Here is a 23,500-nt window from a genome sequence, read left to right as displayed (position 1 = left end):
ACATGGCTCATCGCTCAGCAAATAGTTGTAATTGCATCAACTTCCCGCCAGCCGATAATTTTTATTTTTAATGTTGACAAAATTCATCGGATTTGTTACTCTAATAATGCATAGTATATTACTAGGATTAATGGTGGTGAAGTTCAATGAAATTATCAACCAAAGGCCGCTATGGAGTAAAAGCGGCAGTAGATCTTGCGATCCACTATGGGAAAGAACACATCTCCATAAAATCAATTGCGGAAAGGCAAAACGTATCGGAATGCTATTTGGAACAATTATTTGCCCAGCTCCGCAAAGCCGGCATCATCAAGAGCATCCGTGGTGCCTACGGCGGCTATACTTTAAGCAGACCGCCCCAGGAAATAACCGTCTACGATATTATGGATGTTCTCGAAGGCTCTATTGAGATATCCGACTGCATTGAAGATACTTCCTGCACTAATATCGACTGCTGTCCGACCAGGCTTCTCTGGGTCCGAATCAAAGAAAGTATTGACAGCGTGCTAAAGTCGACCACCCTGGGGGATATGGTTGATGACTATACTAAAATGAAAAACAACAAGGAAGGTGCTACTCATGAGTGACAAACATATTTATCTGGATCATTCGGCAACAACCTACATCAAACCGGAAGTTTTCGATGAAATGCTCCCCTATCTGAATACTTATTACGGCAATCCTTCTTCCATCTACTCCCTGGCACGGATCACGGAAACAGCCATTGATGAGGCCCGGGAACAAGCAGCCAAAGCCCTGAACGCCGATAAAAGCGAAATCTTTTTCACCGGCGGCGGCTCCGAAGGGGATAACTGGGCTTTAAAAGGCATCGCCTTTGCCAATAAAAATCGGGGAAATCATATTATAACCACCAAAATTGAACATCATGCTGTCTTACACGCTTGCCAGTTTTTAGAAAAGAACGGATTCGAAGTCACCTATCTGCCGGTTGATTCCCAAGGTTTTATCAACCTTGATGAACTGCGCCAGGCAATTACCGACAAAACCATTCTGGTTTCGATCATGTTTGCCAACAATGAAATCGGCACTATTGAGCCGATCAGTGAAATCGCCAAAATCTGCCGGGAGAAAAAGATCTACTTTCATACCGATGCCGTACAGGCAGTCGGGCATGTGCCGATTGATGTAAAAGCCCTGAATGTCGATCTGTTATCAATGGCCGGTCACAAAATTTACGGACCGAAAGGCGTTGGCGTCCTCTATATCCGTAAAGGCGTAAAAATCGAAAATCTGATTCACGGCGGCGGGCAGGAACGAGGCAGAAGAGCCGGCACGGAAAATATTGCCGGCATCGTCGGCTTAGGCAAAGCCATTGAAATGGCAACAGCCGACATACAAGGAGAGAGCGAGCGTTTACGCCGTTTGCGGGATAAGCTGATTCAAGGTCTTTCCTCTATTCCCCACAGCAAACTGAACGGTCCCGCCGGGGACAAGCGTCTGCCGGGAAATGTCAATATGTGCTTTCGGTTCATTGAAGGCGAATCTCTGCTGCTGCTGCTGGACAGCAAAGGCATCTCCGCCTCCAGCGGCAGTGCCTGCACCTCCGGCTCCCTTGATCCTTCCCATGTCCTATTAGCTATCGGGCTGCCCCATGAAATTGCTCATGGCTCACTGCGGCTTACTCTGGGAAGCGCCACAACGGAAGAGGATATCGACTACACCATCGAAGTACTGCCGGGAATTGTGCAGCGGCTGCGCGATATGTCCCCCTTATGGAAAGAATATTTAAAGCAAGGAGGCAATTAACTATGAAGTACAGTAAAAAAGTAATGGATCATTTTATGAATCCCAGAAATGTCGGCGAAATTGACGATGCCAACGGAGTTGGCGAAGTCGGCAATCCGGTCTGCGGCGATATTATGAAAATATATTTAAAGGTCAAAGATAATCGTATTGAGGATGTAAAATTTAATACCTTCGGCTGCGGTTCTGCCATCGCCTCTTCCAGCATGGCAACGGAAATGATTAAAGGCAAAACCCTGGAAGAAGCCTGGGAACTGAGCAATAAGGCAGTCGCGGAAGCCCTTGACGGACTTCCGCCGGTAAAAATGCACTGTTCCGTGCTGGCGGAAGAGGCTGTCCACAAGGCCATTAACGATTATCGTGTTTCCATCGGGTTGGAGCCCTGGGACATTAAGGAACATAACGATATTCATGCCCAAGTCCACGGTGAGTAAATTATAGTACGTTAAAAGACGGTCAAAATCATTTATTTTATCAATGATTTTGGCCGTTTTCGTCAAAAGTCTGCTTACCGTTTTAATGTCTTTGAACCGTTGCAGCTGTCCCCAGTTTGCCGCGCAGGGGTACGGTTAAGGGAATGGTAAGCAAAACAATCAGAGCAATAATGACGACTGTAGTTTGAATTCCAACCACATCACTTACAAAGCCGTAAACCGGCGGTGATATAGCCCCGGCACCAATAGTCGCAGTATAAAACAAAGCAAAAGATTGGCTGCGTTTTTCTTCTGAAACCAGCTCAGGAACACTGCCATAAAGAACGGATGAAGTACCGTTAAGCGCGATTCCCAGTATCGAAGCTAATAGGATCGCATTTCCCAAAGGCAATATCATCATTCCGCCAATGCATACAGCGGTAATGATTTCAGTTACTATTACGCTGCGCAAAATCCCCAATCGTGTTGCTAACACACCGCAGGCTAATTTTCCAACGGCACCACCGGCGAAAATTAATGTTAACGCCAGCCCTATCGTGGTAATATCAGCACCTTTCTCTCTTAGCAGAAAAGGAAAGAAGGTCAAAAACCCCATCCTGGTTGCACTATCAATGACCCCGATTGTGGAAAGAGACCAAAAAGCTTCATATCCTTTCAGCCCCAGCAGTGTATAGGATGGTTTCTTTGTGCTGGGTTTCGCAGCTACTTTCATCCTTCTGGCAAGCAAGTAAAGGATAAAAACTACCGATAATCCAAAAACCGCCAGTACTTTTGTTGCTATTTCCCAATTGGAAAGGGAAATAAAAAAGGATGTTATGCCAGGAAGAAGCAGCTTCCCCAAATCTCCGGCTACATTAAAAGTCGAAAGTGCGGTACGTCTTGCTTTCACCTCTGGATACGCCGCTGAAATGATTGACGATGACAGGGGATGTTGAACACTCTCGCCTAAGCCTCCCAGGATCAAAAAAAGTCCTAACAGAATCGGTGTAGACGCCCAGCCAAACGCCATAACCGCCATACACGTCAGTACCGTACCCAATAATACCAGCCGAAGTGCGCCAATACGATTTGCCAATAAGCCCGCCGGAACCTGAAAACTGGCTATCGTCCCGGAAAACAGGGTCTTAAGAAAACCGACCTGGGTAAAAGATAAGCCGAATTGCGCCTGCCAAATAGGAAACAGAACATATAACGTATCACTGATACCATCATGCAGTAAATGTGCCGAGCAACCAAAACTTAAAGCTTTACGCCCTGTTTGTCTTTGTTGGATAGTTTGATCTGCCAATGTAAATTCGCACCTCTATCTTCGCCATATTTATTCGAGCATCACATATAAAAAGAAACGCACTCATACCTTGTTAGATGACTCTCTTAAATATGATATATGTTTCTGGCCTATTATGTAAAATTCCTGTCTTCTTTAAAATACATGAAAATTAAATATAAATCGATAGCGAAAATTTCAATTTTATACTTCATTCGTCAAAATTTTCTCCTGCGTCGCCAAACACAAAAGCAGTAGAAAACGCAAAATTAGCGATTTCTACTGCTTTTTAAAATATTAGTTACAGTAAATGGCACCTATGCAAACCAGCCGCTCTATTGGCTGGTAATATCAGTATTCCACTCGGATAATTCCGCTTCAGCCAAAACTCTGCGGACAAAAATCGTATGCTCAACACTCAAATCAATCTCTGGCCTATCCGGATATCTGTCCCCGTCACAGTTTACAATCAGCCTGACTGTCGGCCGCGTCGCTAACTTAGGTATTACCTTGACGACAATCCCGATATCGCCGGTATTCAATTCCACTAGACATCCTGCCGGATAAATGGCTATGCGCTCTAAAAATGCCTGAAGAATTACCGGATCAAAATGGGTATTGGCCTCGGCCAAAAGTATTTCATACGCTTGCTGCAACTGCATCGCCTTATTATAGACCCGATCCGACGTCAATGCATCATACACATCCGCCACAGCGACAATGCGGGCGAATTCATGGATATGATCGCCGCTTAATCCCCGCGGGTAGCCTTCGCCATTGAATTTTTCGTGGTGCTGAAACGCCACATGGGCGGAAATGATTGACAAATCCCGGCTTTTAGTCCGCAGGATTTCAAAACCGTAGGCGGAATGCTGCTGCATAATCTTCCATTCCCCGGCGTCCAATTTCCCCGGCTTATTTATAATTTCGTTCGGTACCATCATCTTGCCTACGTCGTGCAGCAAAGCACCCATCGCCAGCTTTTCCAGCCGCTCCCTGTTCATCGTCCCCAACGCCATTCCCGTCAGCACCGCCAATACACACACATTGACCGAATGACCAAACGTATAGTCGTCAAAAGTGCGGATATCGGTCAACTGAACCATCGCACACTTGTTATTCATGATTTCTTCTACGATTGTAGCGGCGATTTTGTGGACTGCTTCACAAGAGGTGCTTTGCCTCTTCCGTAAATTTTTAAATGTCTCCTGAATTCTGGCAACAGCCATAGTCCGCGTCTTTTCCTGCAATACTTCCGGAGTTTCTACATTCTCCCCTAACAAACTCTCAATATATATAGAATATATCCCCAAGCTCCGCAGCCGGCGAATATAACTTTCCGTCAGTATCATTCCACCGGCAAGCAAAAGATCTCCATCGGCACCGAACACATTTCTCGCAATCACCATTCCCGGCTGCGCTTGCGACAGCGAAATTATCCGCATGTGTTTCAACCGCCCTCATAAGCCGTTATCAAACAACAATATTCTCCAGCGCTTGCTCTTCGTTCCCAGTCAGAATTTTATCCATATCAAGCGCAATAATCAACCGGTCATCCACCTTGCCGATGCCGATAATATATTCGGAACCTATGCCCCCGGCAAACGACGGCGTCTGTTCCATATCTTCCGCCGCCACCGGAATAATTTCCAATATATCGTCAACGATAAGGCCGCATTTTTGCCCGCCAGCTTGGGCCACAATAATCCGAGTTGTATCTTTCGTCACTGTACTGCCAATCCCAAACCGTTTCTTAAGATCAACAACCGGAATCACACTTTTCCGCAGATTCATAACACCTTCGACAAAAGATGGCATCCCCGGTAATTTGGTAATTTTATTCGGCCGGGTAATTTCCTGCACCTGACCGATAGGGATGCCGTATTCGTACACGGTCTGATCCGTTTCCATAGTAAATACGACCAACTTCAAACTATCTTTCGCCATTGCTCCTGCTCCTTTCTACAGGTTTGCCGCCATACCAGATAAGTTATTCCCCATACTGGTCATTTCTTCAATTGTCGCATTCACTTCTTCCACTGCCGCCGATGTTTCTTCCGTCACCGCCAAGGTGGACTGGGAGGCGTCCGCTGTCTCATTCATTGATGCTTCGATTTGTTTGGTCAGTTCCTTGATTTGAGCGACAGTCTTTTTTGACTCTTCCGACAGTTTTCTGATTTCTTCCGCTACCACGCCGAATCCCCTGCCGGCATCGCCGACCCGGGCCGCTTCAATCGCCGCATTCAGACCCAGCATCTTCGTTTCATCGGCAATGTCTTTAATAAAAGCCATCACTTCATTAATCTTGTCCAAATGACCTTTTACATTTTCAATTTCCTCATGCAAATGGCTTTGGTTGGTGCTGGCGTCATTCGTCGCCGAAGTAATCTGCTGTACCGCAGCTGCGACTCCCGTCAGCCCCTGATCAAGGTTCTGCGCCAATTCCTTCAAATCGGTAGCCAGTTTTCGGGGTATGGCAATGTTAAACGATCCAACGACTTCGCCGCTTGCGTCATCCAGCAAAGGAACCCCGATGGCCCTGACCGGAAAGCCAAATACCGCTGCATCAACGTCTACCGTAACTTGCTTTTTTTGTTTCATCGCTTCCGCTTGGCTGCTGCCGTCCCTTATTGGCACGCCCGCCTGCACTTCGGCTATATCAAATTTAGCGGACCCCTGCCGTTTGACGCATTTTTCTTTATCGGTAAGAAATATAACGCCGCCTTCCGGCAGCAGGTCGGTAATAACCGGCGCGAAATGCTCGAAAGCGCCGCCCAGTTTATGCTCCTGGGGAAGAAGCAACGCCCAGGCGCCGCTAATGTCCGTGTCGTTTTCCTGCCAGACGGGACCGCTGAAAACTTTTGTTCTCACACCGTATATATTCCGGTTAAGTTTCTGCATGCCTGTTGTACCGGTTTGAATCGCGTGGGCGATAACACCGCCCTGGACATGCTGCGAACCGACTTCCACCCCCGGAAGGTCAAATTTCTCCGCCAATTTATACGTTACCGTATTGAGATCGGCAACGACAAAACATCCGCCATCCTCGAAAGCATTGATAATAGAACTTAAATACGATTTCAAAAAATCTACTTCGTGCTCATGCACCCGCAGATCGGTTAACGCCAAATTCACTCACCGCCTCATAATTCCCGCTTTGTATAAACCTCTAGGTTGTTTCCTAACCAGAACTCAATGTATAATGAAGTAATACGAGTAAAAGACATTCTTTCATGCTACTCTGTGTAATTTTCCCTGCCCGCTGCGAACGGCAGCGAAGCAATCTCTATGCCTTCTTCACTCCTTCTTGGCAATCCAGTATAATGCAACCCCTCCCTTTCGTCCGGAAATGGGAGGCGCTTGCCGTTTGCCCGGATTATCGTTCCTGCTGTTTTGCCTTCTTTTACGATACCAGCGCACTACTGCGCTTTCTGTGCTTACTCCATTATGATAGGCTTCACCTCATTTTTAATCATGTCCTGTTAACGCAGACTTAATGTAACAAAATTAACACTTTTTTCTATATATTATACATTATATGACATTAATAGATTTCAGTCAATCGATAATTGAAATTTATCAGTGCCTAAATTCACTTTACTTTATTTTATTATGATATTTATAAGTATCATCCATCAACCCTGAGGAGGTGTTGTTGACGAGTCTACATTTTGAAGAAATCGGTGCAAAAATCCGTCAGGTCCGGGGAACTCTGTCGCAAAAAACTTTTGGAGAATCAGTTGCTGCTTCCCGCGGTTACGTAAATAACATTGAGCATGGCGCAAAGCCGAGCCTTGAATTTTTAGCGAAGGTGTGTGTTACCTATGGAGTGTCACTGGACTGGCTGGTATTGGGTAAAGGCACCCCGTTCCCTTCCAATGACGAAACTGCACCCGATGGGGAATTGGCAGAAATGCTGGCTGTACTAACAGGACTGCTGAACAGCACTGACAGTGACTTGCAAGGCTGGACAAGGATTCAATTCAAAAAAATTTTCGGCGAATACGATCCGGCAGTGAAAAAAGAAAATACGCAGAATATTTAATGTCATAACAAAAAAGCACGACTGTCCTTACCCGACAGATCGTGCTTCTTCGTTACCATACCAGTATTACACTTAAATCCTATACTCCCCGGCGTCCGTGATACAAACACCAAGGCTCCTCCGCCATATAATCCCCGTCATGGTAATAGGCCGCCCTGGCCCGGCAGCCGCCGCACAGCCGCTTGTACTCACAGGCGCCGCAGCCGCCCTGGTATTCCATAGTCCGCAGTTTCTGGAGCACTTCATTGTTACGCCAAATTTCATCAAACGGAGTCTTTCTCACATCCCCTAAGGGGATATTCAGATAAGCGCAGGGCTGCACCTGTCCCTTGGGGCTGATAATGCAATAAGCCGTTCCGGCCAGACAGCCGCGACCGAAGCGCAAATTCATGCCCATTTGCTTGGCAATCCGCATGAATTGGGGAGCGCAGGTAGGTTTCAGTTCAATATCGACTTCCTGCTGCTTTTTCAAAATTCGCGTCAGAGTAGCTTCATAGGCCTCAGCTCTCAGGGATTCCGCTTCAATGGAAACCGCTCTGCCGGTAGGCACTAAAAAGAAAAAGTGATGCGCCACAGCACCTTCCTGGACGGCAAAATCCGTAATCTTTTCAATCTCAGGAGCATTCCAATCCATAATAGTGGTATGAATCTGAAAAGGCAGTCCCACTTCCCGGCAATTGCGCATTCCTCGCACCGCCCCTTCCCAGGCACCGGGAAAACGACGGAATTCATTATGCTTCGCAGCATCCAAAGAATCAAGGGATATGCCCATGCCCATAGCCCCGGCTGCTTTTAATTGCCGGGCCATGTCTAATGTAATTAAGGTTCCGTTGGTGCCGAAAACAGGCCGCAGCCCCAGCAAAGCCGCATAGCGAACCAGTTCAACAATATCCGGACGCAGCAGCGGTTCGCCGCCGCTGAAAATCATAATTTTAAAGCCAGCTTTGACGATTTGCTCCAGCAGAGTTTTTGCTTCCGCTGTATTCAATTCTTCTTCCGCCTTGCAGCCCGCATCCCGATAACAATGATCGCAGTACATATTACAGGCATTAGTTGTATTCCAGGAAACAATCATCCGTCCTTCTCCTTCACAAACAATATCAAACGCGTTAAACCGACAGCTGCCGATCGGCGATGCCGATTTCCTCGTCCGTCAAATAGCAGGCCGGATCCGATTCCCAAAAATCACCGGTAATGGCTTCAGCCCGTGTCCGGAAATTGCCGTTGCAGCTGCCAAGGTACCGACAGGCCGCACACCGGCCCTTCAGCAACGGCTTGCGGTCTTTCAGTCCGGCCAGAACCGGCTGGCTTGCATCGGTCCAGATGTCGCCGAATTTGCGTTGCCGTACATTGCCGAAAGTATAATGCTGGGTAAATTGATCCGGATGGACAAACCCCTGGGGATCCACTTCCGCAAAAGCAATCCCGGAACGATTACCGCCGTTTAACGATATCAGTCTTTTAATTCTTTCGGCCTGTTTATAATTATTTTTCTCCAGCGCCTTGAGATACATGTATACCCCATCGCAATGATTATCCACCGTTAGGATTTCTTTGGTCAAACCCCGTTCTTCAAAATCCCGCGTCCGGCGGATAATAATGTCCATGGCCTGCCGGGACTCGGCGGGAGTCAAATCTTCTCCCAGCATTTGGCTGCCCCTGCCGGAGTACACCAGGTGATAAAAGCAAACCCGGTCAATATTTTCCGCTTCAATAAAATCAAAAATCCGATCCATTTCTTGAAAATTATGACGGTTGATGGTAAACCGCAGTCCGACACGCTGTCCGGCGGCAACACAATTTTGAATTCCCTGCATGGCTGCCCGGAAAGCGCCTTTTTTCCCGCGAAATTTGTCATTAACTTCCCGTAACCCATCCAGGGAAATCCCGACATAACCAACGCCGATCGCTTTAATCCGCCCGGCAACCTCCGGCGTAATTAAAGTACCGTTCGTTGACAGAGTCGGCCGGATGCCTTTTTCGGCTGCGTAAGCAGCCAGTTCAAAAAAATCGGGCCTGATAAGAGGCTCCCCGCCGGAAAATAACAAAACCGGTACCCGGAAATCCGCCAAGTCATCAATAAATTGCTTCGCCTCAGTTGTCGTCAGCTCATCCTGATACTGCCGGGCATCCGAATCCATATAACAGTGACGGCAGCGAAGGTTGCACGTTTTTGTTGAATTCCACACAACAACCGGCCCGGCATCAATTGTAACGCCATTGCGGGCTCCCCGGGAATGCCGGCTATAGCGCAAACTATCGCCGAAATATTCGGTTGCAAACAGCAGTTTCGTAACACTTATCATATTATCCCACCTAAAAAATTTCTTCGTGTATACTTATGGTTTTTTGAAAATCGTTACCGCAACAAAAGAAAATAGAATTCTGTTCATAACTGAATTAGATTCATTATTAATTGTAGTGTATCACGCTTTTAGCCGGCAGGTCAATAAATGTATGGACATTTTTTAGCGATTCAGCGATTATTTTTGCAAAATCAGCCCGTCTAAAATCAGCTTGAGCTTGTATTCAATATTTTCCATAAAGGTGATGTCCAGACTGCTAAAGGAAGCAGCCTGAAAAATCGAATGAAACATCTCCGTTATGACTTCCGCCGGGATATCCCTTCTGAACTCCCCTTTCGCCTGTCCTTCCCGAATAATGCTGTCAAAAATAGTCTTGAAGGTCAGCCGATTGGCTGATGCTGCGGCAGAATTCTTAGTCCCGCTGCTTTTATGAACGCTGCTTAAAAACAGCGGCAGCACAAACCGGTTTTGATCCAGCATTCTTCCCGTAAATAAAAACATTTCCGTCAATATTTCGGCAGCACTCTTGGATTCTTTTGATAAGTTTATAAAAGACTGATTGGTCTTGGCAATAATATCTGCCAGAAAATATTTGAGAATCTCTTCTTTGGATTGAAAATAATTATAAAAAGTACCAAGACCCAGATCAGCTTCACCCATAATCTCGGCAATAGATGTCTCGCTGTATCCTTTTTGAATAAATAAGGCTACGGCAGCATCAATAATAGCTTTTTTTGAATTAATTTTTTTCCTTTCTCGACGATTAATTGATTTTGCCATTGGAAGTTCCTCCCATATCAAACCTAAACAACTATACGCTTTTAATTATACTGAATAAAACCAATAATACAATGTGAAAAATTCCTTTAAAACTAAACGAAAGGCTCAACCGGCAGGTTGAGGGGCCAGTTAAGCCTTTATTTTATTTATCCGGCACTCTGGAACGAAATTCATCCTTGTACTTCTCATTATCTTTCGCTAATTTATCCCAGTCAATCTTAAGGGCATTAGATGACTCCTTTTTTATGACTATCCAACTATAGATAACCATAATACTCCACTAATAATCGTCAATAGGGTAAGAGGAAATCCCACTTTGAAATAATCTCCTGCAGTTATATTAATATTTTCACGTTTGGCAATCTCCACTACAATCAAATTGGCAATTGAGCCGGAGATAGTAAGATTTCCGGCCAATGTTGAAAATAGGGCCAACGCTTTCCACCAATATTCCGCTTGCTCCAACGGTATCAAAAATTTCATCAATAAAACAGCCGGTACGTTACTTACGACATTGGATAAAACAAGTGTTATCGCAGCAAACAATCCCATACTGTTGAAACCTGAAAAAGACAGATGGTCAAATACTAGAGTTATCAACCCGCTGTTTTCAACGCCGGCAACAATGATAAACAGGCCAATAAAAATAACCAGGAGGTTGAAATCAACGCTTGCATATACTTTATTAGGTTTAACACGCCTAGTAATCAGTAGTGCTGCTCCTCCCAAACAGGAAACCAGTGCCAAATCATAACCGGCCAAGTAAGCGACCAATACAAGCATTAACACAACCAAGCTTTTAGCAATTAAATAAGGATGAATATTGATGTGATTTTGAGAAGGCGTAATAAAACACCCTTCAAGTTCCTTCCGATAAAAATAAGCAATTGCGGCATAGGCAGCAATTAAGCCGATAAATGATACCGGACCGGCAGCCAACAAGTAGGTGAAAAATGACATGCCGGATAAACTTCCCACCAGAATGTTTTGGGGATTCCCCAATAGTGTGGCAGCGCTGCCAATATTGGAAGCCATCGCCACTCCCAGTAGATGAGGCAGCGGATCGCACTGAGCTTTTTTACATACCAACATCACCACCGGTGTAAACAATAAGCAAACAATATCATTGATCGCCATTGCCGACATGATGCCACTGACCATAATAACAGCAAAAAGTAATTGTCTTCTACTTCCAACTCGTTGACAGATGGCATCTCCGGCCAATTCGAAAAAACCGGCCACTTTTAAATTAGCCACTATAAGCATCATGGAAAATAAAATGATAATCGTTTTAAAATCAACAGCTGCTGTTGCTTCCTTAAAAGATAAAACCCCCGTACCTACTGTAGCAACCGCGCCGATGATAGCCGCACCCGCTCGGTCTACCCGAAATAACGGACTTTTCCCCAACGTAAATATTACAAGTACCGCAATCAATATTAAACCGGCCCATAGCATGTCTATCCTATATTCCAATGAACTACCCACCCTTACCTTTAACCTAAAATATTATTATATCACGTGTCATGAACAGAACAAGTTTATACATTAACTAGGAACATTCACATTGCAAACTCGTATCCGTCTTAAAAGCAAAGGCCCACAGCATCAAAAGATGCTGCAGGCCTTTGCTCGCCTTATACCATTCTTTACTTTACGACTGATCTTTACTTAATGGGTATCGTATTGACTGTCCTCGCAGTCGTATCCTGCTTGGGTAGTACGATTTTTAGAACTCCATCCTTAAATTCAGCTGAAATTTTATCATCCGCTACATTACTTACGTAGAAGGACCGCTGGAATTGACCATAGTGCCGCTCCCGGCGCAAATAATTTTCCTCCGCCCTGTCCTCCTTCACTTCGTCCCGTTTGGCAGCAATGGTCAGATAATTATTGGCATACTGCAAGCTGATGTCTTCTTTTTTAATGCCCGGCAGATCCGCTTCGACCTGATAATCACTGCCGGTTTCTTTCAAATCCACATGAAATCCGCTATTACCCAGAGTAGTAAAGGGAGCAAAAAAATCTTCTTTAAAAAAATTGTCAAACATTTGATTAAAAAAATTCTCCCGGCTTGCCACCTGATTGTTTTTGTTGAAAGGAACTAAATCAAACATATCGCATACCTCCTTGCAAAATTTACAATTGGGTTAACCGCCTGATTGGCGGCTGCCCTTTTGCTTACTTTTATTATAGTCAAAAGGTCAAACTTTTTCAAATTTGCAAAGATTAATAATGATTATCAAACGGAGCTGTGATTTTAAACCGAAAAGTTATTTCTACTTTTTGGCCGAATATGACTCTTTTTCGTAAGTTAAGCTGATTTATTGACTTTACGATATCCTATTTTTTCTTACTTTATTCATACCATATATTGAGTATTAAGTTATTGACAAGCACAACATATAGTATTACCATTATATTCACAAAGATAAATTCCAGGCGAGGAGGCGAGAGGCTGGGACGATACTACGACCGCAGCCTGAAAGTCATGATTACAGCCATAATAAAAAGAGATGGACGCGAGGTACCCTTCAATTTAGAAAAAATTACCAATGCAATTTATAAGTCACTGCAGGCGGTTGGCAGCGGCGATGAAAAGCTGGCCCTTAATTTGGCAACAAAAGTTGTCAGGCAAGCTGACCGGGAATGTGCCGACAAAAATAATCCCCCTTCCGTGGAAGAAATTCAGGATATGGTGGAACAGGTACTGATTGACGCTGATCTGTCTAAGGCAGCCAAAGCCTACATCCTGTACCGTGCCGAACGCACCAGAGTTCGCCAGATGAATACGCGGCTGATGAAAGCCTATGAAGAAATTACCCACGCGGCTTCAAAAGAAAGCAATCTAAAGCGGGACAATGCTAACATTGACGGTGATTCGTCCATGGGCACCATGCTGAAATACGGTTCGGAAGGCGCTAAAATTTACAATGAAATGTACATTCTGAAGCCGGAGCATGCCAAAGCTCACAACAGCGGCGACATTCATATCCACGACTTTGATTTCTATACCTTAACGACAACTTGCTGCCAAATTGATATTAAAAAGCTGTTTAAAGATGGTTTTTCCACCGGTCACGGCTTTTTGCGGGAACCAAACGATATTGCCAGTTATTCCGCCCTGGCCTGCATTGCCATCCAGTCCAACCAAAACGATCAGCACGGCGGCCAGAGCATCCCTAATTTTGATTATGGCCTGTCCGACGGCGTGCGGAAAACCTTTGCCAAAAAGTACCGGGAAAATCTGATTAAGGCACTGGTATTTTCCACCGGACAGAAGGAAACCATTACGAAAAAGGTAACCGACACGGCAAAAAATATTGGAACGCAGCTTCATTTAATGCCGAAAATCGCCAATGACAATGGCTACCTTGACGAGGAATATCGGCTTCTGGCCGGAACCTTCGATGGCGCCCTGCTGAAAAAATCGCAAATCTTTGCCCTGGAGCAGGCACGCAGCGAAACGGATAAAACCACTTATCAGGCAATGGAAGCGCTGATTCACAATTTAAACACCATGCACAGCCGGGCCGGCGCGCAAGTGCCCTTCAGTTCTATTAATTATGGCACCGATACTTCACCGGAGGGCCGGATGGTAATGAAAAACATCCTGCTGGCCACAGAAGCCGGCCTGGGCTATGGAGAAACACCGATTTTTCCCATCCAGATATTTAAGCTGAAAGAGGGCGTCAATTACAATCCCGGTGATCCAAACTACGACCTGTTCAAGCTGGCCTGCCATGTCAGTGCCAAACGTCTTTTCCCGAACTTTTCCTTTATCGATGCTCCCTTCAATTTGCAGTATTACAAGGAAGGCCGGCCGGAAACAGAAATCGCCTATATGGGCTGCCGCACAAGAGTAATCGGCAATGTCTGCGATCCTACCCGGGAAATCGTTTACAGTCGCGGCAACCTGAGCTTCACTTCCATTAATCTGCCCCGGCTCGGTATTTTAAGCAACGGCAGTCTGCCGGAATTCTATACAAGACTGGATGAACTAATCTCTCTTTGCATTGATCAGCTGCTGGAACGTTTCGAAATTCAATGCCGGAAAAAAGTTCGCAACTTTCCCTTTCTCATGGGCGACGGCGTGTGGCTGGATTCCGAAAAGCTGGGACCGGACGATGAAATACGCGAAGTCCTGAAACACGGAACACTGACCGTCGGCTTTATCGGTCTGGCAGAATGCCTGAAAGCACTGACAGGCCGGCATCATGGCGAGTCGGAGCAATCTCAGCTGCTTGGTCTTGAAATCATCGGCCATATGCGTAAAAAAATAGACGAGGCAACCCAAAAATACAAATTGAATTTTTCCCTGCTGGCAACGCCGGCAGAAGGACTTTCCGGCCGGTTTGTCGAGATTGACCAAGAACGTTTTGGTAAAATTCCCGGCGTGACGGACCGTGAATACTATACAAATTCCTTCCATATTCCGGTCTATTATCCCATCAGCGCCTATGACAAAATCCGGTTGGAAGCACCTTACCACAAATTCACTAACGGCGGGCATATCACCTATGTGGAACTTGACGGCGATCCCGATAAAAATCTGGAAGCCTTTGAATCGGTAATCCGTTGTATGAAAGAATGCGGCGTCGGTTACGGCTCGATCAATCATCCTGTCGACCGGGACCCGGTATGCGGCTATAACGGCATTATCGACAATAATTGTCCTCAGTGCGGCCGGAGCGAAGCGGACGGCATACCCTTTGAGCGAATTCGCCGGATCACCGGCTACCTTGTCGGTACCCTTGACCGTTTCAATAATGCCAAGCTTGCCGAAGTAAGAGACAGAGTAAAACATCTGTCCGTCCGGTAAAACGAGCTATCATGGAAAAGGACCTTTCTCCTATTGCGAGGAAGGTCCTTTTCCAATGAATATCAAAACAGTTAAGTATTTTGATGTTTCTTTTTATACCGCAAAAATAAATAGTAGCCTGCTCCGGCAATCAGCAGCAGGATCAGCAGCCGCAATTCATGCTCCCGGTAAGAAGCCAAATCATGTCCCAGCATAACTTCGATTGTGGCTGAAGGAAATTTACCAATGAGTGTGGCCAGGATATAGTCGCGGGTCGAAATACTGCTTAAAGCTCCCAGCGCGGTAATGAGACCGGAAGGGACAAAGGGAATCGAGCGGGCCAGCAGCATAATGACAAAGCCCTTTTCACCGCTGAATTGGTCAAGGGCTTTTAACCCCTGCCGGCGGACAATCAGCTTGTGGGCATAGTCGCGCAAAAGATAACGCATGATGAAAAAGCTGATGATTACACCGACAGATTCCGCCGCCCAGGAAACAAGCGTTCCTTCAACAACGCCAAAAAGAATCCCGTTTGCCGCCAGAATAAATATATTCGGCAAAACAGCAACCATATTAATTACGACAATCAGCAAAAAGCTGATCAGCATGGCATAGTGTCCGTAGGAACGGATAAAATCGATCAGCGAGTCAATATCATTTAAATACTTCAGCACACCTATCAACGGCCGCGCCCATGCCGGCTGCAGCCAATAAACAGCTGCTGCTGCGACTGTCAGCCCACCGACAAACAGCCACAACAAATTTTTACCTTTTTTCAACATGCATAGCTCCTTTATTCAGAAGGTCAATGGTTTCATTTTAGTATAACAGCTTTCTTTTTGGGGAACAAGAGAGCCTCCTCTTGGGCAAAAAAAATACCCTACCCCTGCAATTGTGCAGAAATTAAGGTATTTACAATTACCGCTCTGTATCATTTATACAACGGGCTGCCCTTTCCCACGATTAGTATAGGCATAATCAGCATAGGCAGTTGCATAACCAAAATATGGATCATCAAAATCCACAATAAACAATTCCGGGTTTTTCAACAAATCAAGCTCGACGAGCTGATTGACCGGATTACCATCTTGATCGGCGGTAATACGAATGACAGGGGTAGTCTTGTTTTTTATCCCCACGCCAAGGATAACGCCGCTTTGTCGATTGTTCAGCTTTACCATTTTCCCCATGGGATAGATGGCAACATTCCGGTTAAAGGTATCGACAAGTGCCGGGTTAAAATACTCTCCCGCGGCTTTATTCAAAATGGCAACTGCATAATAAACCGGCGTAGGCAGACGATGAGGCATTCCCACGATCAACCGGTCATAGACATCGGCAATACTGATAATCTGGGCATACTCGGAAATCGCATCGCCTTTAATCCCCATGGGATAACCGCTGCCGTTCCAGCGCTCGTGATGCTGAAAGCAGGCGTTCACAACATCAACCGGCAAGGTTGGATTCCCCCGTAAAATTTCCAGGCAATAAAACAAGTGCCGCCTGTATTCCTCTCTTTCCCTCTTGGATAAATAGTCGGGAAACTGCATCGCTAATTGCCGGGGAAATTTTATTTTACCGATATCGTGCAGCATGGCTGACAGTCCCAGATCATTCAACTGCGCTTCGTTATATCCCGAGGCAATTCCGGTCATTACCGACAAAATACAAGTATTGACAGCATGCGAGAACATATACTCCTCTTTGCGGCGCATATCCAAAAGATGAATCATATTCTCCGGCTGCTGGCTAAGCTGGCTGATCATATCATCAACAACAGCTTTAACCCCATCAAGCTGTATCCCTTTACCGACGCGAAAATGATTAATTGTCTCCCTTGCATCATCCATGGCTTCCTGCTTGTGCTGTAGATCATAGAAATTTTCTTCAGTCTCAGCCTTATCTTTATTTTCCGGCTCCTTAACATATAAAGATGTAATGCCTTTATTGCGAAGATACTCAATGTATCTTTCTTTTATTTCTATGCCTTCATGCAGTAAAACCGTACCATCCTCTAAAATAAGCGGCCTTGACAGGTACATGCCCGGCTGTAGTTCATCTAACATTATATTTTGCATTCAACCACCCTCTCTCAATAAGCATGTGCCCTTATCATTTTTACTTCCTATATATAATATCGAATATAGTGCAAATTTCTTAAAGCATATCGAGTCCCGTTATAGCAAAACGCCGTGTAATTTTCTCTTATTATATAAAAAAAAGCAAAGCTCTCCCTTTTCAGAGGGCTTTGCATCTTACTAGCGAAATTTTTTATCAAAGACAGCTGTTACTCAGCTATTGTTTACCGGCCGCATCCGGCCCGGTGCTTTTGTGAATTTTCCCATCTCCGGCCGCTGAACCGGAATTCGTCCCTGTTGTGCCGGAAGGCAAATTTGACCCCACTTTATTTTGCCCGGAAGCAGCCGTTTTTGACTTATTCGCTACCGCAGGCGCCTTGGTAACGGCCGCCGCGGGTTTTTCTACACTTGAGGTCCTTTGAATCACCGGTGGAACATCCGCTACTTTTATTTCTTTTGGTATGGATTGTTTATATTCGGCAGCTAATAATTCCGCAACCTGTCGGTATTTTTCGTCTACAGCAATTCCCTGTATTGCAGCAACTTTAATTCTCAGTTCTTTGATATCCGGCAGCCAGTAACTAACATCCTGTATCCAGATCGGCGTTCCGGTTACCCACTGTGTCTCTAACCCTGCTTTAACCGCATCATTGGCGATCGGAATCAGCTGGAGCATTTTGCTTGTCGGCATATCTGTTCTGACAGCAGTGGAAAACTGCTTCACAAGTTCAGGCAGCCGGGTAATCAACTGGGGCTTGGTAAATTCCTGCATCACTGCTTTCAAGAATTTCTGCTGTCTGGCGACACGTCCTATATCTCCTTCTTCATCCCGGTAACGAACATATTCGATTGCTGTTCGGCCGGTTAATTTCTGCACACCGGGGTGAAGGTCAATATACAAGCCGCCGTCGTCATCATAAGGATCGGTATAATGCATCGGCTTGTCCACATTGATGGTTACCCCGCCAATAGCGTCAATCATACGGACAAATCCGTTAAAATTGATGACAACAGTATAGTCCAGCGGTATTCCCAGCAAATCCTCAATCGTTGTTTTGGCTAGCTTTGATCCGCCAAAAGCATAGGCATGGTTTATTTTATCCCAGCCGTGCCCGGGAATTTTTACCCGGGAATCACGGGGTATGGAAAGCATGGTCACTTTTCTGGCATCGGTATCAACCGTTACCACAAAAGTGGTATCCGAGCGGCCCACATCATCCTCCCGCTCATCCACTCCCAAAACCAGAATATTGATCCTGCCCTGAGCATGAGTGATAAGGCCGGCTACCGGTTGATTGTCGTCCCTAAAGATAGCGCAAGCCGCTCCGAACAGGCAGAAAATAATTGCCAGTACGATGACAACCCGTCCTTTACGAAGACGGCGAGCCGGTTTTTTCCCTTTTTGACTTTCTTCTCTACCTTCACTCATACATCCACCTTCGAATCCATTTAACATTTAAGTGCCGATATTCCGCTTGAGTATAACCGGCAAACTTCCTATATAGGATAGTACATACTCGTCTTCCCGTCAATACAAATTTCGACAGTATTTTCTAAAAATGCAATTTTCCCCCGCCGGAGCCCTCCAGACGCCGCGGTGATTTCTGTTGTGCAGAACCGAACTCCGTCATGTATTTCCAATAACGTTTCGGCATCAGGCTCATGCGGCACTTAGGATTATGCCGTCCCTGAATCTCGACGGCATCGTAGAAAACCCGCCACAGCCGGCGAAAATATTCCTCGTTTTCATCCGGTTCCGGCAGTTCAAGCTTCCTAATGGGAATCACCGCCGACTCATAGGGCCGGTAAACCAGCCCCATGCCATGGGTTTTATCAACAATTAAAAAATGCTCTTCCGGATAACGCTCACAAAAATGCTGCCGCAGCAGAGGAAGCACATAATTTTTCGGTTCGATCTCAGCCACAAGAACATTGCTGAAAATAGAAAACCGTACAAATCCCTTGAACAGATGACTTTCCTTAGCCAAATGTTTGACAGCTTTAAACAGCTTATCCACCACCGGGTCGGTCAGCCTGCTCAGCACGGCTGGTCCGTAACGATAACCCAATCGCAGAAATAACAGGATGTACAACTCCTTGTGGGCAAGACAAGTTAAAAAAGCGTGCCGCACAAACTCCAGCGTCGGAGCGCCCATTTTTTGCGGGATGGATCCCAATACCCGTCCGGCTTTTGCCGTATCCGTGATAATCTCCTTTACCGGCAGCAAAATACCTTGTGCCATCTCGGGCAGAAGAATGTCCAGAGGAATTTCCTTTTGCTCATAGCTTTCAAACACACAGCACAGCAGCCCCTCAAAACTGCCGTCATAACAATACATCAAAGCGGTGCGGTTAGGCATTTTCCCCTGTCCTCCTGTTTCCCGCCCGATGACAGCAGCGATGGGGGTGAAAAAAGCGAAAGCTGCTCCATGCCGGTCTGGTGAGAAAAATCATGCTGATACAACCCCAGCGCTTTTTCCGACAGTAACGACTGCAGCACCGTATCCGGCGTGACTTTCAAGCCGCCGGGAGCTTTCCCGCCGCAGGTAATAAAATACTGAGCCCGCTTCAAGACAACCCCCAGTTTTTTCAGACCGTCAAACTGAAGTCTGCCGGTGCGGCGGGCAGTGATAATCCGCTTGGCGCTGATTACGCCGATACCCGGCACACGCAGCAGGTCGCTATAGGAAGCGCGGTTTACATCCAAAGGGAAAAGCTCCATATGATTGAGTGCCCAATTGCATTTCGGATCAATATAGGGATTAAAGCTCTGATGCTGCTGATCCAGCAGTTCATTTGCTGTGAATCCATAAAACCGCAGCAGCCAGTCCGCCTGATACAGCCGGTGTTCCCGCAGCAGCGGCGGCTTGGTTTCCGGCGCGGGCAGCAGGCTGTCTTCCGCCACCGGCATATAGGCGGAAAAGAAAACCCGTTTCAATCTATATTTTCTATAAAGCCCTTCCGCCAAATTCAAAATTTGGAAATCCGTTTCCGGCGTGGCGCCGATAATCATCTGAGTGCTCTGTCCGGCAGGAACGAACTTAGGCGCATGATGATATCGAATGATGTCGGTGCAATTTTCCTGGATCCGGTTTTGAATATAGCCCATGGGAGCCAGAATGGAATGCTTTGACTTATCCGGCGCCAGCAGCTGCAGACTATTATGGGAAGGAAGCTCAATATTTACGCTCATCCTGTCTGCCAGCAGGCCCAAACGGGCAATCAGCGCACTGTCCGCCCCCGGAATGGCCTTGGCGTGGATATAACCGGAAAATCGGTATTCCTCCCGCAAAATACGCAGTGCCTCGATCATTTGCTCGCAGGTATAGTCAGGCGTTTTCAGTACACCGGAGCTTAAAAAAAGGCCCTCAATATAATTTCGCCGGTAAAAGTTGATGGTTAAATCCGCCAGCTCACGGGGCGTAAAAGCGGCCCGGGGCGTGTCATTGGACCGGCGGTTCACACAGTACTTGCAGTCATAGGCGCAAACATTGGTCAGCAGCACTTTTAACAGGGAAATGCAACGCCCGTCTCCGGCAAAGCTGTGGCAGATGCCGCAAGCCGCGGCACTGCCAATTCCTCCCGTAGCCGCCTTTTTATTGACTCCGCTGGAAGTACAGGCCACATCATATTTTGCTGCGTCAGTCAAAATTTTCAGCTTGTCAAAAATATCCATGTGCATCAACTCCCTTGCTTACTTTTATTATATTACAGAACATACGTTCTTGCAAAGGAGAAAGAATATTTTTGGCTCTGATCCCTCTGCAGCACAAAACTCCCACGCTATGCGCAGGAGTTCATTCCGCCAGCAGACAGTATTTTTATTACACGCCGCTGTAAATTCTGTGCAGACAGGCATCCACCAAAGCACCCAGACTTGATACAGTTCGCTCTGGCGGCAGTCCCGACGCATCATAGGCTAAGGGAAGTTCGGTACAAGCTGCCATAACCGGTACATCTCTTTCCCGCCATAGCCCCAAGACAACAGCGCGTATAAGAGCCCCGGCTTCCGTTTGTTTTCCCGCCTTCACCAGGTTAATGCTTTCCTGTACCCTGGCAGCGGTACCAGAGTCAGGCAGCCACAGCTGATAACCAATACCCTGGGCATACTTCTGGTATAATCCGCTTTGTCGCGTTCCCACCGTCGACAGCATCCAACAACCCTCTGGATTCAGTCTTTGCGCTGCTAAAACAGTTTCCTCCACAATATGTACCAATGGAACCGGCAGTTCCGACCGAAACTGATCAATAAAATAATGGGCTGTATTGCAGGGAACCGCTAATAAGTCCGCCCCCATTTGCACAAGTGACAGTAAATCCGCCTTCAACCGCTCCGTAGGATCGTTTCCTTTGCCTAAAATTGCGCTGCTGCGGTCAGGTACCTGGGAATCCGATATCAGATAAACGATGGGATGTTCCTGGTCTGTTTCAGCCGGAGCTTCTTCCGCCAATATCCGTAAAAACTCCGCCGAAGCGGCGGGACCCATCCCCCCCAGTACGCCCAGTTTTTTTAACTGCGTAAAATTTCTCTGATTGCTCCCATTCATGTCCCCGTACATATTATCTAACCTCCTTTTCTATTATTTTGATTTTATCCTTCTGTTTCAGGCCGAAAAATTCCTGCCGGATTCAAAACTCGTCTTCACCACGAAACATCCTGCCGATTGATAACCAAAGGGGAATGGCCTCTCCCTTTGCTGCTGAGGCAATGCCGGAAATAAAAAGAATGTCCTGTTGACTACTTCCCCAATAATGGCTGACTGACGCCATCTATTCCCACCAATCCAAGAATAGTAAGGAAAGCTCTTTGCGGTCCTTTATAAGCGTCCGTGGGATCAAACCACTCATCAAGCGAATGGCCGCAGCCTTCATTACCGCCAGGGCCGAGGGCAATAGCCGGAATCTTTAAGCTGATTGGTAAATTGACATCGGTACTGCTGGCTTTACGCAGCACAGGCTCTTCACCTATGCTTTGAGTTGCGGTCCATGCAGCTTGGACTATCGGTGCATCTGCCGACTGCACTCCTGCCGGACGATCGCCGACAAGCTTGCTTTCTACCGTTATCCGGTCGCTGTCCCAGCGAGCGTTTTCTGCCGCCGCCGCTTGCTTAACAATAGCCAGCACTTTAGCTTCAAGCTTCAGCAATTCTGCCTGAGAATTAGAGCGGATGTCCACCAGCATACTGGCTTCGTAAGCAATTGCATTAACCGAAGTACCACCTTTTATAACACCCACTGTAAATGTTGTTTTCGGCTCGTCCGACGTTTTAATGTCGGCGATCTGAGCAATGGCGCGGCCTAAAGCATGGATAGCGCTAGGAAGGCCAAAGGCACTGAAGCTGTGTCCGCCAGGACCTTTATAGGTGATTTCAAAGCGATGGCTGCCGGTGGCCAAATACGTAATATTCTGGGATCCGGTACCATCTAAAGAGATAAATCCTTCTATATCCTTATTATCCCGGAATATTGCCTTGACGCCCCGCAGATCCCCTAACCCTTCTTCACCAACATTCCCGCAAAAAATAATATCCCCGACTGTTTTAATATTGCTGGCATTAAGTGCTCTGACAACTGAAAGGATCGCCGCTAATCCCCGGGTATCGTCACAAATTCCCGGAGCATAAAGTATTCCGTCTTTCTCTTTGACAGTCGTATCCGTACCAGCAGGAAAAACCGTATCCAAGTGAGCGGCCATCATTACCTTGGGGCCGTTGCCCACCCCGTGCCGAACGCCAAAAACATTTCCCTCGCTGTCCATCCGTGTATCTGTTAAACCTAAAGCCTTAAGCCGTTTTAAATAGTCCGCCGCACGCAGCCGCTCTTCAAAGGGCGGAGCAGCAATTGCACAAATTTCTTTCTGATCGGCAATCGTTTTATCCTGGTCTGCCTTGATAAACTTCAAACCCTGCTTTACAGCCGAATTAGCAGTAATACGGTCGTAAACCTTCTTCACGCCAAACCACTCCTTTTTGTTTTATAAGAAAACCCTGTTCCCTTGTTTGAACCGGCCCCATAATGGATGTCC

At 46.4% G+C, this 23,500-nt stretch carries 21 protein-coding genes; 5 read left to right on the top strand and 16 right to left on the bottom strand.

What is annotated here, in order from left to right; all coding sequences use genetic code 11:
* Nucleotides 1–146: 146 nt before the first annotated feature.
* Genes ABFC84_05960 through nifU form a run of 3 tightly spaced genes read left to right on the top strand, consistent with a single transcriptional unit; the run spans nucleotide 147 to nucleotide 2,198 of the window.
* Nucleotides 147–587, top strand: a complete 441-nt coding sequence (locus tag ABFC84_05960) for an Rrf2 family transcriptional regulator (protein MEN6412299.1) — start codon at nucleotides 147–149, stop codon at nucleotides 585–587.
* Nucleotides 580–1,767: a cysteine desulfurase NifS gene (gene nifS / locus ABFC84_05955; protein MEN6412298.1), complete on the top strand. Its 1,188-nt coding sequence runs from the start codon at nucleotides 580–582 to the stop codon at nucleotides 1,765–1,767. The genes ABFC84_05960 and nifS overlap by 8 nt, the downstream gene beginning before the upstream one ends.
* A 2-nt stretch (nucleotides 1,768–1,769) precedes the next feature.
* Nucleotides 1,770–2,198, top strand: a complete 429-nt coding sequence (nifU, locus tag ABFC84_05950; GenBank protein MEN6412297.1) for a Fe-S cluster assembly scaffold protein NifU — start codon at nucleotides 1,770–1,772, stop codon at nucleotides 2,196–2,198.
* A gap of 82 nt (nucleotides 2,199–2,280) precedes the next feature.
* Here the strand turns inward: nifU and ABFC84_05945 are convergent, their stop codons facing one another.
* The 4 genes from ABFC84_05945 to ABFC84_05930 all read right to left on the bottom strand — a co-directional run bounded on the left by ABFC84_05945 (nucleotide 2,281) and on the right by ABFC84_05930 (nucleotide 6,600).
* The gene (locus ABFC84_05945) at nucleotides 2,281–3,486 is read right to left on the bottom strand and encodes an MFS transporter (protein ID MEN6412296.1); all 1,206 of its coding nucleotides are present in this window, start codon (nucleotides 3,484–3,486) and stop codon (nucleotides 2,281–2,283) included.
* Nucleotides 3,487–3,800: 314 nt separating this feature from the next.
* Nucleotides 3,801–4,910 (bottom strand): HD domain-containing phosphohydrolase, encoded by a 1,110-nt coding sequence (locus ABFC84_05940; GenBank protein ID MEN6412295.1) that lies wholly within the window; start codon nucleotides 4,908–4,910, stop codon nucleotides 3,801–3,803.
* Between the two features lie 28 nt (nucleotides 4,911–4,938).
* Nucleotides 4,939–5,412 carry a chemotaxis protein CheW gene (locus ABFC84_05935; GenBank protein ID MEN6412294.1) on the bottom strand — a complete coding sequence of 158 codons (474 nt, stop codon included), beginning with the start codon at nucleotides 5,410–5,412 and terminating at the stop codon, nucleotides 4,939–4,941.
* A gap of 15 nt (nucleotides 5,413–5,427) precedes the next feature.
* Nucleotides 5,428–6,600 carry a methyl-accepting chemotaxis protein gene (locus tag ABFC84_05930; protein MEN6412293.1) on the bottom strand — a complete coding sequence of 391 codons (1,173 nt, stop codon included), beginning with the start codon at nucleotides 6,598–6,600 and terminating at the stop codon, nucleotides 5,428–5,430.
* Between the two features lie 520 nt (nucleotides 6,601–7,120).
* Here ABFC84_05930 and ABFC84_05925 point away from each other — a divergent pair.
* The gene (locus ABFC84_05925) at nucleotides 7,121–7,510 is read left to right on the top strand and encodes a helix-turn-helix transcriptional regulator (GenBank protein MEN6412292.1); all 390 of its coding nucleotides are present in this window, start codon (nucleotides 7,121–7,123) and stop codon (nucleotides 7,508–7,510) included.
* Nucleotides 7,511–7,589: 79 nt separating this feature from the next.
* On the opposite strand, the gene nirJ2 is transcribed toward ABFC84_05925, so the two are convergent.
* The 5 genes from nirJ2 to hsp18 all read right to left on the bottom strand — a co-directional run bounded on the left by nirJ2 (nucleotide 7,590) and on the right by hsp18 (nucleotide 12,713).
* Nucleotides 7,590–8,609: a putative heme d1 biosynthesis radical SAM protein NirJ2 gene (gene nirJ2 / locus ABFC84_05920; protein MEN6412291.1), complete on the bottom strand. Its 1,020-nt coding sequence runs from the start codon at nucleotides 8,607–8,609 to the stop codon at nucleotides 7,590–7,592.
* A gap of 10 nt (nucleotides 8,610–8,619) precedes the next feature.
* Nucleotides 8,620–9,816 (bottom strand): putative heme d1 biosynthesis radical SAM protein NirJ1, encoded by a 1,197-nt coding sequence (gene nirJ1 / locus ABFC84_05915; GenBank protein ID MEN6412290.1) that lies wholly within the window; start codon nucleotides 9,814–9,816, stop codon nucleotides 8,620–8,622.
* Between the two features lie 177 nt (nucleotides 9,817–9,993).
* Nucleotides 9,994–10,596 carry a TetR/AcrR family transcriptional regulator gene (locus ABFC84_05910; GenBank protein ID MEN6412289.1) on the bottom strand — a complete coding sequence of 201 codons (603 nt, stop codon included), beginning with the start codon at nucleotides 10,594–10,596 and terminating at the stop codon, nucleotides 9,994–9,996.
* Between the two features lie 249 nt (nucleotides 10,597–10,845).
* A complete protein-coding gene (locus tag ABFC84_05905) occupies nucleotides 10,846–12,072 on the bottom strand; it encodes an SLC13 family permease (protein MEN6412288.1) in 1,227 nt (408 codons plus the stop codon).
* A gap of 191 nt (nucleotides 12,073–12,263) precedes the next feature.
* Nucleotides 12,264–12,713 carry a heat shock protein Hsp18 gene (gene hsp18, locus ABFC84_05900; GenBank protein MEN6412287.1) on the bottom strand — a complete coding sequence of 150 codons (450 nt, stop codon included), beginning with the start codon at nucleotides 12,711–12,713 and terminating at the stop codon, nucleotides 12,264–12,266.
* Nucleotides 12,714–13,087: 374 nt separating this feature from the next.
* Between hsp18 and ABFC84_05895 the strand changes: the two genes are divergently transcribed.
* Nucleotides 13,088–15,418 carry an anaerobic ribonucleoside triphosphate reductase gene (locus tag ABFC84_05895; GenBank protein ID MEN6412286.1) on the top strand — a complete coding sequence of 777 codons (2,331 nt, stop codon included), beginning with the start codon at nucleotides 13,088–13,090 and terminating at the stop codon, nucleotides 15,416–15,418.
* A 71-nt stretch (nucleotides 15,419–15,489) separates the two neighbouring features.
* Here ABFC84_05895 and ABFC84_05890 read toward each other — a convergent pair whose 3' ends face one another.
* The 7 genes from ABFC84_05890 to ABFC84_05860 all read right to left on the bottom strand — a co-directional run bounded on the left by ABFC84_05890 (nucleotide 15,490) and on the right by ABFC84_05860 (nucleotide 23,428).
* The gene (locus ABFC84_05890) at nucleotides 15,490–16,176 is read right to left on the bottom strand and encodes a TVP38/TMEM64 family protein (GenBank protein ID MEN6412285.1); all 687 of its coding nucleotides are present in this window, start codon (nucleotides 16,174–16,176) and stop codon (nucleotides 15,490–15,492) included.
* 156 nt (nucleotides 16,177–16,332) lie between these two features.
* A complete protein-coding gene (locus ABFC84_05885; protein MEN6412284.1) occupies nucleotides 16,333–17,475 on the bottom strand; it encodes an HD-GYP domain-containing protein in 1,143 nt (380 codons plus the stop codon).
* 217 nt (nucleotides 17,476–17,692) lie between these two features.
* A complete protein-coding gene (locus ABFC84_05880) occupies nucleotides 17,693–18,904 on the bottom strand; it encodes an LCP family protein (protein MEN6412283.1) in 1,212 nt (403 codons plus the stop codon).
* 124 nt (nucleotides 18,905–19,028) lie between these two features.
* Entirely contained in the window at nucleotides 19,029–19,835 is an 807-nt protein-coding gene (locus tag ABFC84_05875; protein ID MEN6412282.1) for a TIGR03915 family putative DNA repair protein, read from the bottom strand.
* The gene (locus ABFC84_05870) at nucleotides 19,814–21,151 is read right to left on the bottom strand and encodes a putative DNA modification/repair radical SAM protein (protein ID MEN6412281.1); all 1,338 of its coding nucleotides are present in this window, start codon (nucleotides 21,149–21,151) and stop codon (nucleotides 19,814–19,816) included. The genes ABFC84_05875 and ABFC84_05870 overlap by 22 nt, the downstream gene beginning before the upstream one ends.
* A 148-nt stretch (nucleotides 21,152–21,299) precedes the next feature.
* Entirely contained in the window at nucleotides 21,300–22,034 is a 735-nt protein-coding gene (locus ABFC84_05865; GenBank protein ID MEN6412280.1) for an amino acid racemase, read from the bottom strand.
* A gap of 179 nt (nucleotides 22,035–22,213) precedes the next feature.
* Nucleotides 22,214–23,428, bottom strand: coding sequence for a M20/M25/M40 family metallo-hydrolase (locus tag ABFC84_05860; GenBank protein ID MEN6412279.1), 1,215 nt, complete (start codon nucleotides 23,426–23,428; stop codon nucleotides 22,214–22,216).
* Nucleotides 23,429–23,500 lie beyond the last annotated feature (72 nt).

The organism is Veillonellales bacterium, assembly GCA_039680175.1.
Taxonomy (GTDB): Bacteria; Bacillota; Negativicutes; order JAAYSF01; family JAAYSF01; genus JBDKTO01.
This window is presented reverse-complemented; position numbering and strand designations above follow the sequence as displayed.

Coding starts and splice junctions, on each gene's coding strand:
- ABFC84_05960 (MEN6412299.1), top strand. CDS start 147: ATGAAATTATCAACCAAAGGCCGCTATGGAGTAAAAGCGGCAGTAGAT.
- nifS (MEN6412298.1), top strand. CDS start 580: ATGAGTGACAAACATATTTATCTGGATCATTCGGCAACAACCTACATC.
- nifU (MEN6412297.1), top strand. CDS start 1,770: ATGAAGTACAGTAAAAAAGTAATGGATCATTTTATGAATCCCAGAAAT.
- ABFC84_05940 (MEN6412295.1), bottom strand. CDS start 4,910: ATGCGGATAATTTCGCTGTCGCAAGCGCAGCCGGGAATGGTGATTGCG.
- ABFC84_05935 (MEN6412294.1), bottom strand. CDS start 5,412: ATGGCGAAAGATAGTTTGAAGTTGGTCGTATTTACTATGGAAACGGAT.
- nirJ1 (MEN6412290.1), bottom strand. CDS start 9,816: ATGATAAGTGTTACGAAACTGCTGTTTGCAACCGAATATTTCGGCGAT.
- ABFC84_05910 (MEN6412289.1), bottom strand. CDS start 10,596: ATGGCAAAATCAATTAATCGTCGAGAAAGGAAAAAAATTAATTCAAAA.
- hsp18 (MEN6412287.1), bottom strand. CDS start 12,713: ATGTTTGATTTAGTTCCTTTCAACAAAAACAATCAGGTGGCAAGCCGG.
- ABFC84_05895 (MEN6412286.1), top strand. CDS start 13,088: ATGATTACAGCCATAATAAAAAGAGATGGACGCGAGGTACCCTTCAAT.
- ABFC84_05885 (MEN6412284.1), bottom strand. CDS start 17,475: ATGCAAAATATAATGTTAGATGAACTACAGCCGGGCATGTACCTGTCA.
- ABFC84_05880 (MEN6412283.1), bottom strand. CDS start 18,904: ATGAGTGAAGGTAGAGAAGAAAGTCAAAAAGGGAAAAAACCGGCTCGC.
- ABFC84_05875 (MEN6412282.1), bottom strand. CDS start 19,835: ATGCCTAACCGCACCGCTTTGATGTATTGTTATGACGGCAGTTTTGAG.
- ABFC84_05870 (MEN6412281.1), bottom strand. CDS start 21,151: ATGGATATTTTTGACAAGCTGAAAATTTTGACTGACGCAGCAAAATAT.
- ABFC84_05865 (MEN6412280.1), bottom strand. CDS start 22,034: ATGTACGGGGACATGAATGGGAGCAATCAGAGAAATTTTACGCAGTTA.